This is a genomic window from Plantactinospora sp. A48 (assembly GCF_055793945.1).
Genome location: NZ_JBTIXF010000112.1, coordinates 1 through 8,882, shown reverse-complemented (window position 1 = coordinate 8,882; position 8,882 = coordinate 1). Strand labels below are relative to the sequence as shown.

General features: G+C 66.9%; 7 protein-coding genes. 3 read left to right on the top strand and 4 right to left on the bottom strand.

From position 1 onward, the window contains the following. Nucleotides 1-111 precede the first annotated feature (111 nt). Genes ACXN5W_RS29945 through ACXN5W_RS29935 form a run of 3 tightly spaced genes read right to left on the bottom strand, consistent with a single transcriptional unit; the run spans nucleotide 112 to nucleotide 1,504 of the window. Nucleotides 112-828 carry a hypothetical protein gene (locus ACXN5W_RS29945; RefSeq protein ID WP_473161743.1) on the bottom strand — a complete coding sequence of 239 codons (717 nt, stop codon included), beginning with the start codon at nucleotides 826-828 and terminating at the stop codon, nucleotides 112-114. After that, the gene (locus ACXN5W_RS29940) at nucleotides 816-1,358 is read right to left on the bottom strand and encodes a hypothetical protein (RefSeq protein WP_473161742.1); all 543 of its coding nucleotides are present in this window, start codon (nucleotides 1,356-1,358) and stop codon (nucleotides 816-818) included. Before ACXN5W_RS29940 ends, ACXN5W_RS29945 begins: the two co-directional genes overlap by 13 nt. Nucleotides 1,359-1,381: 23 nt before the next feature. After that, nucleotides 1,382-1,504 carry a hypothetical protein gene (locus tag ACXN5W_RS29935; protein ID WP_473161741.1) on the bottom strand — a complete coding sequence of 41 codons (123 nt, stop codon included), beginning with the start codon at nucleotides 1,502-1,504 and terminating at the stop codon, nucleotides 1,382-1,384. A gap of 93 nt (nucleotides 1,505-1,597) precedes the next feature. Between ACXN5W_RS29935 and ACXN5W_RS29930 the strand changes: the two genes are divergently transcribed. The 3 genes from ACXN5W_RS29930 (at nucleotide 1,598) to ACXN5W_RS29920 (ending at nucleotide 7,641) form a co-directional block, all read left to right on the top strand. Next, nucleotides 1,598-3,400 carry a S9 family peptidase gene (locus tag ACXN5W_RS29930; RefSeq protein WP_473161740.1) on the top strand — a complete coding sequence of 601 codons (1,803 nt, stop codon included), beginning with the start codon at nucleotides 1,598-1,600 and terminating at the stop codon, nucleotides 3,398-3,400. Next, nucleotides 3,397-4,404, top strand: coding sequence for a GNAT family N-acetyltransferase (locus ACXN5W_RS29925; protein ID WP_473161739.1), 1,008 nt, complete (start codon nucleotides 3,397-3,399; stop codon nucleotides 4,402-4,404). The genes ACXN5W_RS29930 and ACXN5W_RS29925 overlap by 4 nt, the downstream gene beginning before the upstream one ends. A 123-nt stretch (nucleotides 4,405-4,527) precedes the next feature. Continuing rightward, nucleotides 4,528-7,641, top strand: a complete 3,114-nt coding sequence (locus ACXN5W_RS29920; RefSeq protein WP_473161738.1) for an AfsR/SARP family transcriptional regulator — start codon at nucleotides 4,528-4,530, stop codon at nucleotides 7,639-7,641. Nucleotides 7,642-7,848: 207 nt separating this feature from the next. Here the strand turns inward: ACXN5W_RS29920 and ACXN5W_RS29915 are convergent, their stop codons facing one another. After that, nucleotides 7,849-8,754 (bottom strand): IS110 family RNA-guided transposase, encoded by a 906-nt coding sequence (locus ACXN5W_RS29915; RefSeq protein WP_473161737.1) that lies wholly within the window; start codon nucleotides 8,752-8,754, stop codon nucleotides 7,849-7,851. Nucleotides 8,755-8,882: the final 128 nt, after the last annotated feature.

Below are 8,882 nucleotides of genomic sequence, written 5' to 3'. Positions count from 1 at the left end.
CGCACGAACACTTCCGGGCGTCGTCCCACCCGGCATCACCTCCCACACCAACAGCGAGAGGGACAGCCTGCCCGAAACGGCCTCCGAACCAACGGATTACACGGCCAACGTTCAAAGACGAGGCACTAGCGCTCCCCAGGTCAGCGTGCCGACGACTAACCGACTGTCCATGGCCGGTCCGAGAAAGCGGTAGATCGAACCGTTCACACCCGAAATCGGGTCACCAAAGACCGCGTACATGGCCGTTCCGTTTCGCCACTGCGGCACCAGCATCTTCGCTATTGCAGCTTCGATGTAGATGATGGCAATCTGGAGACGAAGAAGGACCATTGCGGCGTATGCGGACCCGCGCCACCGGGGTTCGAGAAGGCGTGCCGGCCGCGACCACTGCCAGACACGACGGTCGCCCAGGCAAATGGGTATCAGCAACATCGTGCCGACACGCGAAACATGCTCGCTACCATTTGCCATCGTCATGCTGACGGCCAGGCCGAAGGTTACATACCAGTGCGGTACGCATGTCCAGCGCGGTCGATACCCGATTGCCGTGACACCCAGTACGAGCAGCGCAACGACGCGGGCCACCAGCAGACCTGTCGGCTCGGGGCCGGCAACGCACCACAGCGAAATCCCGCGGAGACCGTCGCATCGAACGCCGGACGGCGATGTCGAAGAGTAGGCGAAGAGCCCGCGGTCGGGCGTCACCGCGATCGTGACGAAGGTGACCGAAGCAAGGACTGTTCGCGCAAGGGCAAGGCTGTATACACGTGGTTCGTAACCGTGGAGCTGCCACTCGATACGCGTCGACAGTGCCCTCAGCGCGCGCATGTGATATTCACGCTCGCGGCCCGTTCGACCCGCTGTTCGAGAGCGTATATCGGCTGGTGGCCGCGCCGACCGGCCTGGCTTTCGACTGCTACGATGAAGCGGCCACAGAATGCAGGATAGTTTGACCTGTTGAGCAGGGCGTATGCGACGGAATAATCATTTACGACGTGCAGGCAGTCGACAAAATCCGTCCCGCAGGAATGCCATTCTGCCGGCGGTACCGCTCCATAGAGCTCCATGATTTCCACCATATCGGCGCTGCTCGTGCGCCGGATCCCCCACCAGTACCGCGCAGCGCCTTGCGCCTGTGTGCTCAGTTCGAATGCGTTGCCGTCGGCTTTCACCCGGTAAAGTACGGGCACCGACTGACGCGGGGCCTCGGCATAGAAAAACCAGCCCTGCGGCCAGAGTACGCCCATGGACTGCCGTACTCGCAGCCAGCCTGAGGAAGCCGTCACGGGAAACTGCGCCGAGAAGGAGACCAAGAGAACGACCCCGAGGAATGCCGCCGTGACCAGGAAGCCGCGCATGGGGTCACGCCGCTCAGAATGCGTCAACATGCATCACAGATCATCCAGCCCAAATGCGTCGCCGGCGCCTCCTTGCCTTGCATGACAGCGGTGAATGCGAGAAGGAGAGCGGCCAGGGTCAGGCCGATCAACAGAGACTTCTTCACGAGGACCTCCGCTACGACACGTGGAACGGAACGCTGCATCGGCGAGGAACATTAAACAGCCGGAGTAGTTCGCGCAGCGCCCGGAGAGTGCTGATGCCGCCGGTGGTACGCTACAGAGTCATGTCAGGGTATTTGAACTACCGCCCGAATCGGCGATTCGGGCCCCCGCTCGCGTTCTCGCCGGACGGCAGCCGATTGGCGTACGTGGATGATGCGAATGGCCAGTTCAACCTGATCGTGCAGCCGGTTGACGGTGGTCCGGAGCACCGGCTCACCGATTACACCGACAGCGCCGTCCGGGACGTCGTGTGGACGCCGGACGGCAATTTTTTGATCTTTTCAGTGGACCGGAACGGCGATGAATGCCACCAGATCCGCCGAGTGCCGGCCGCCGGTGGCACGATCGAGCCTCTGCTGGAGGCCGCCGGCGTCAAGCACGTGCTCGGGCGGATCTCCCCGGACGGACGCTGGCTAAGCTACGGAGGCAACGACCGGGACCAGTCGGTCCAGGACCTGTTGTTTCTCGATCTTGTGAGCGGGAACTCCCGGCGGGTATCGGACGCCGGCCGCTTCATGTTCCCTGGACAGTGGTCGCCGGACGGCAGCCAGTCGAGTGCGACGGACCTTCGGTCAATGATCGATCAGCCGGTGTACATCGCCGCACCGGACGGCACCGCGCGTCGGCCCAGCGAGGCCGCGGCTAAGTTCACGGCCGGTCCTTGGCTGGACGGCGGGATCCTCACCCTCAGCGATGCCGGCCGGGACTTCGTGGGACTCGCTCGGATGGACGTCGAGAGCGGAACCCTGCACTGGCTCGTCACGCCGGAGTGGGACGTCGAGCACGTCGCGCTCTCCAGCGACGAACGAGTTCTGGCGTGGACGGTGAACGTGGACGGTGACTCCCGGCTCCACGTCCGAGACCTGTCGTCCGGGCGCGACCTGGAGCTTCCCAGCTTATTGGTCAGCACGGTTCACCGCATCGCGCTGTCGGCGGATGGATCGCGGCTCGCCGTCCGCCTGGCCGCCGGCGCCCGACCGAGCAACATCGCCGTCATCGACCTCGGCAGCGGCCGACTCGATTGGCTGACCTACAGCGGGCCGGACACGGCCACCGTGACCGTCGACCCGGAGCTCATCCGGTACCCGACCTTTGACGGCCGCCGGATACCCGGCTGGCTGTACCGCCCGCTCGGCGAGGGACCGTTCGGCGTGGCGATATCGATCCATGGCGGCCCGGAGTTTCAGGAGCGTCCCGCGTATAACCTCAGCGGGCTGTATCAGTTTCTGGTTAGCCGAGGCGTGGCCGTGTTTGCCCCGAACGTTCGGGGTTCCACGGGGTACGGCCGGGAATACCAGCGACTGATCCACCGCGACTTCGGCGGCGGCGACCTGCGCGACTTCGAGGCGGCGGCGCAGTATCTGGGTGGGCTCGACTGGGTCGACCCGAAACGGATCGGGGTCTTCGGCGGCTCTTACGGCGGCTTTGCGACGCTCTCCTGCCTGAGCCGGCTTCCCGAGTACTGGGCCTGCGGCGTGTCCCGCTTCGGCATGAGCAACCTGGTGGCCTTCGCGCGATCGGTGCCGGCGACGTGGAAGCCGATGATGGCCGGCTGGGTGGGTGACCCCGACAGCGAGGAGGAATTTCTGCTCTCCCGCTCACCCCTGACGTACGCCGACGACATCCGCGCACCGCTCTTCCTCATCCAGGGCGCCAACGACCCCCGGGTGGTGGCCCACGACAGCGAGAAGATCGTGTCCCGGCTGCGGGCGAAGGGCATCGAGGTCCGGTACGACGTCTACCCCGACGAGGGCCACGGGTTCATGAAGACCCACAACGAGACAAAAGCCATGGGCGACATCGCCAACTTCCTGATCACCTACCTGGGGCCACGATGAACATCGATATCAAGTGTTTCGATCCCACAGCGATCGGACCAGGCGAGCTGACGGCGCACGCCGAGCTCAGCCGGGCGGCGCTGGCCGTCGATCGGCCCACTGATCCCGCCCCCTCGTACGAGGCTGTCGTCAGCGCTCTCACCAAGCCCTTCCTGAACCGCGGCGTCCCCCAGGTGTGGGCGGCGTATGACGACGGCGACCTCGTGGGCCGGGGGGTGGTGAGCTACCCGCAGGCCGAGAACGACCACATCTCGCTGCTCGACATGCAGGTACATCCCGTGCGGCGCCGACGAGGCGTGGGTGCCGCGCTGCTACGCGCGATGCTGCCGGCGATCACGGCACCGGGCCGTACGGTCGCCGCCAGCTGGAACGTCGTGGCCGATACGCCAGCCGCTCTCTGGGCGGAGAAGCTGGGGTTCCGTGTCACCAGGCGGTCGGTCGTCTCGGCGATCGATCTCGGGTCGGCCGAGCGCCAGTTGTGGGACATCCCCGCTCCGGCGGGATACCGAGCCGAGTACTGGCGCGGTCACACGCCCGAGGAACTCGTTGAGTCGTACGCCCACGCCCGCAGCGCGATCGACGACGCTCCGGCCGGCGACGACAGCTACCGGTCGCCGGTATGGACGGTCGAGCGTGTCCGGGAGGCGGAGGCCGAGATATGCGCTCGTGGCGCCGAGCAGCGGACCGTAGCGGCCGTCTATGAGCTCACCGGCGCCGTCGTGGGGCTGACCGAGGTCCACTTCAACAGCCGCCAGCCGGCCATCGGCTATCAGGGGGACACCGCCGTCCTGGCCGACCATCGCGGACACGGCCTGGGCGCGTTCATCAAGGCGGAGATGGTGCGCCGGGTGGTCGCCGAGCGGCCCGACGCGCGCCGGATCCACACGTCCAACGACGCTAGCAACGTGTACGCGCTGCGGATGAACCAGCGCGTCGGATACCGACCGATCCGCACCTCCATCGTCGTCGAGGCCGCTGCCGCGGATCTTGCAGGCCGTCTGTGACGGCGCTGGGTGTCCCGTCGACGGGACACCCGGCGCCTGCCGCCGCGTTGATGGCGCCCCGGCTCCGACGTAGGCTCCAGCCTTGATTGCCACAGCCCCGGAACGGGAGGGCGAAGTAGCGCGATGCAGGTCAGCCACGACGTCGATTTCCGCATCATGGGCCGGCTTGAGGTCGGGCCAGCCGACGGTGGCCTCGCCCTGAACGGCGCGCGGACCCGCAAACTGTTTGCGGCGCTGCTGCTGAACGCCAACGAGGTCACCTCACTGGACCGCATCACGGAAGCGATGTGGGACGAACCGCCGCTCTCGTTCCGCCCGCAGATCCACACGACGGTCAGCGCGGTTCGGAAGATCATCGCCGCCGTCCCACCTCCGGTCGAGTTGGTCACCTCCGATGCTGGATACCGCTTGCAGGTTCCGCCCCATCGCATCGACATCGTCGTGTTCCGCGCGAGTGTCAGGGCGGCCGAGCAGATGCAGGCTGCCGATGGCAACGACGAGGCCATCCGTCTCCTTCAGGATGCGTTGGCCCTCTGGCGGGGCAGTCCCCTGGAAGACCTCACCGACACCCGGTACATCGCGGACGCCGCCGCCCACCTCTCGGCGCAGCGGGTCAACGCCATCGAGCGGCTCGTCGGCCTGCGACTCCGCCGGGGCGACACCGGAACGCTCATCGAGGAACTGGCCGAGCTCCTCGCGGACCAGCCCCTGCAGGAGTCCTTCCGCGCCGGCATGGTGGCGGCGTTGTACAACCACGGCCGCCCAGCCGACGCCCTCGCCATATTCGACCAGACGCGTCGCCTCCTGAGCGAAGAGCTCGGCGTCGACCCGAGCCCTCGGCTTCAGCGACTGCACCGGCGGGTGCTGGAAGGCAATGCCGCCGCAATCGACGAGTTCGGCAACGCGCTCACATTTTTGACCGGAAAGAGCGCCCCGCTCTCGGGTGGTGCAGTGGCCACGACACCGACCGGCCGCTGCTTCTTGCCACGTGCCACCCCCGACTTCGCCGGTCGCGCGGCCGAGGTGGAATTCCTCCGGGAAAAGGCGGCTGGCGCCGCCCCCAGGGCCCTTGTGGTGTCGCCGATCGACGGGATGGGCGGGGTCGGCAAGACCGCTCTTGCCGTGCACGTCGCCCATCAGCTGAGCGACCAGTACCCCGACGGCCAGTACTTCATCGATCTGTACGGATTCAGCGACGCCGGCGCGCCACTCACCGCCGCGGAGGCCCTGGACCGTCTGCTGCAGCAGACGGGTACGGCACCCGAACTGGTGCCCAGCGACACGGACCGGCGCAGCGCCCTCTGGCGCTCTCTGTTGGCCGCGAAACGTGCCCTTGTCCTGCTCGACAACGCCGCTGACACCGCCCAGATCCGCCCGCTTCTTCCCGGCACACCGGACGCCTTGGTGATCATCACCAGTCGGCGCAGGCTAACTGCGCTGGAGGGGGCGGTTCCGCTCTCCCTGGACGTGCTGACGCGAGAGGAGGCGATCGAGCTCTTCACCAAGATCGTAGGAAGCCGTCGAACGGCCGGGGACGAAGAGACCGTGGCAGAGGTGGTAGAGCTGTGCGGCCGTCTCCCGCTCGCGGTCGGCATCGCGGCTGCCCGGCTACGTGACCGGCACAGCTGGACGGTGCCGTACCTCGCGGGTCAGCTGCGAAGCCAGCGCCGCCGGCACAAGGTTCTCGCCGTCGGTGACCGCAGTGTGCTGGCCGTCCTGTCACTGTCGTATCGATATCTGAACGAGGAGCAGCAACGGATCCTCCGGCTGCTCAGCCTGCATCCCGGCGAGGATTTCGACGCGCAGACCGCGGCAGCGATCGGCGATCTCGAGGTCGACGAGGGTGCCGACATTCTCGACAGCCTGTTCGAGGACAACCTCCTGCTCCAGCACACCCCGGGGCGCTACCGATTCCACGATTTGGTTCGCGACTGCTGCCAGCAGTTCCTCGAGCAATCCGAAAGCCCGGCGGGAGCCGCCGAGGCCATCCATCGACTGCTCGACTACTACCTCGCGGCGGCACACCGCTGGTGCCAGCCCATGGCCAGGGGGCCTTTCCGCTTCCGCCCCGATATTCGGCGCCCCTCTAGATCCGTGCATGGTGCGTCATCGGACGTGGAAGCGCTGGCTCTGTTACGGGCCGAATACCGAAACTTCCTCGCTGCTGCCCGGCTTGCGTTCGAACGAGGGCTCAACGACCAGGGCTGGCAGCTGGTCTGCGCCCTGCAGCCCTTCCTCCGGCACCTCAACTACGCGGGCGATTCGCTCGAGCTGTTCCATAGCGCGCTGCAGGCGGCTCGTGCGGTCGGCGACCGGCGGGCCGAGTCGCTTTGCCTCACCGGGACAGCCCTCGTGCTGCGATCCCGGCAACGCAACGCGGCGGCCGCCGAGAACCTCAGCTCGGCCGTGAAGATCAGTCGCACGGAGGGAGACGAGGCGGCTGCGGCGTATCAGCTGGCTGACCTCGGCGCGATCGCCCTCAACGACTTCCGGTTCACCGAGGCGTACGACCACTTCACGCAGGGCCGGGAAGCCGCCGAGAAGGTGCAGGACGAGTCCGCGCTGGCATCGCTGGAGAACAATCTCGGCGTAATCTGTGCCGAGCTCGGCCGCTCGGGGGAGGCACTGCGGCATTTCGACCGGGCACTCAAGTTCTACCGGGCGGCGGGCGTCGAAGGGTCCGTTGCGATCACCCAGATCAATCTGGGCGTGATGCTCTGCCGGGAGGGCCGCTACGCGAAGGTCGTAGACCTGCTCTCCGTCAGCCTGGAGACCGGACGCGCGCACGGCCTACGGCCGGTGCAGGGCTGGGCCCTCACATGGTTATGCGTGGCCACCCGAGCGATGGCGGCCCTGGAGCTTGCAATGGAGTACGGGCGTGCCGCGCTGGCGACAGCCCGCGATGGCAGAATCGCAGACATCGAGTGCGAGGCGTTGGCCGCGATCGGCGAGACGCTGCTGGTCGCCGGCGACCTCGACCACGCGGAACAGGTCTTCCGCAACGCGGAGGAGGCGGCGACCGCCGGGGCATTGCGCCCGCAGTTGGCTCGGAGCCTGGAGGGCCACGCGCACATCGCCGCCGCTCGAGGGCAGGCCGCGCCGGCTCGGCAGTATTGGGAGAAGGCCCTGCAGTTGTATCCGCCGGAAGCTGCGGACGCTCACCATCCGCGCCGCCACCTGGAGGCCATGGATCAAGGCACAGCAGCCGATTGCCTAAGGTGCACCTCCAATGCCTGAGTCCGGTGGCCCAGGCTCAACTCGCCATCACCTGCACCGCCACGGCCGGCCTGCTGCTCGCCGACGCGTTTGGCGGCATTGAGCCAGTCGCGCAAAGTCTCGTGGTTGACACCGAGTTCACGGCCGACGTTGCGAAGCGTGCGGCCCGAGGACCGCACTGTCGGCTCCGCCTGATTTTCAATGCTGTTTGTCAAGTGGCGACGGCGGTCAGGGGTTGCCCTTCTTCGTAGGGTGGTTGTCGCGCAGCATCGCCCAGAGCACGTTCACGCGGCGCCGGGCGAGGGCGAGGACGGCTTGGCCGTGGCGTTTGCCCTGAGCTCGTTTGCGCTCGTAGAACGACTTTGAGGCCGGGCTGCGCTGGATGCTGATCAGCGCTGATGTGTAGAAGACGCGTTGGAGCTGGCGGTTGTATCGCTTCGGGCGGTGGAGGTTACCGATGCGCCGGCCGGAGTCGCGTGGTGTGGGTGCGAGTCCGGCGTAGCCGGCGAGGTCGTCAGCGGACGCGAAGCCGTCCAGGTTGCCGCCGGTGGCGGCGAGGAACTCCGCGCCGAGGAGGTCACCAATGCCGACCATGCTGGCGATCACTTCGGCCTGGTTGTGGCGGTGGAACCGGTCAGCGATGAGCTTGTCCAGCTCGGCGAGCTGCCGGTCGAGGTCGATGACGGTGGCGGAAAGTCGGCCGACGAGCTCCCCCGCCATCGCCTCACCGGAAACGCGGACGTGTTGAGCTTCGGCGGCCTCGATCGCTGCCGTGGCGAGCTTGTTCGCGTGGCGGACTTTGTGTTCGCGGAGCCAGCACTCCAGTTCCTCTCGCCCGGTTGCGATCAGAGCGGCGGGTGTCTGGAACTGGCTGATGGGCACCAGCGGTCCGCGGTTGGTGAAGCCGAGTGCGCGTTCCAGCGCGGGGAAGATGCCGAGCAGGCGTATCCGTAGCCGGTTGATGGTGCGGGTGCGATCGGCCGCGAGGTCGGCGCGGTGGGCGGTGAGCATGCGAAGTTCAGCGAGCAGGGCGTCCTCGCGTTGCAGCTCACGCAGGTCACGGCGCATCCGAGCCTGGTCAGCGATGACTGCTGCGTCCTTGGCGTTCGGTCTTGCCCTCGCCGCGGTAAGCACCGGCGATTCGGATCACTGAGCCATTTTCATCGTGGTGGAGGGGTCTGAGCAGCTACGCGGCGGCGTGTCGATGCTCCAGATAGGACGAAGCTCCCGGTAGGACAGCAGTCGACCAAGACGCACCGCCC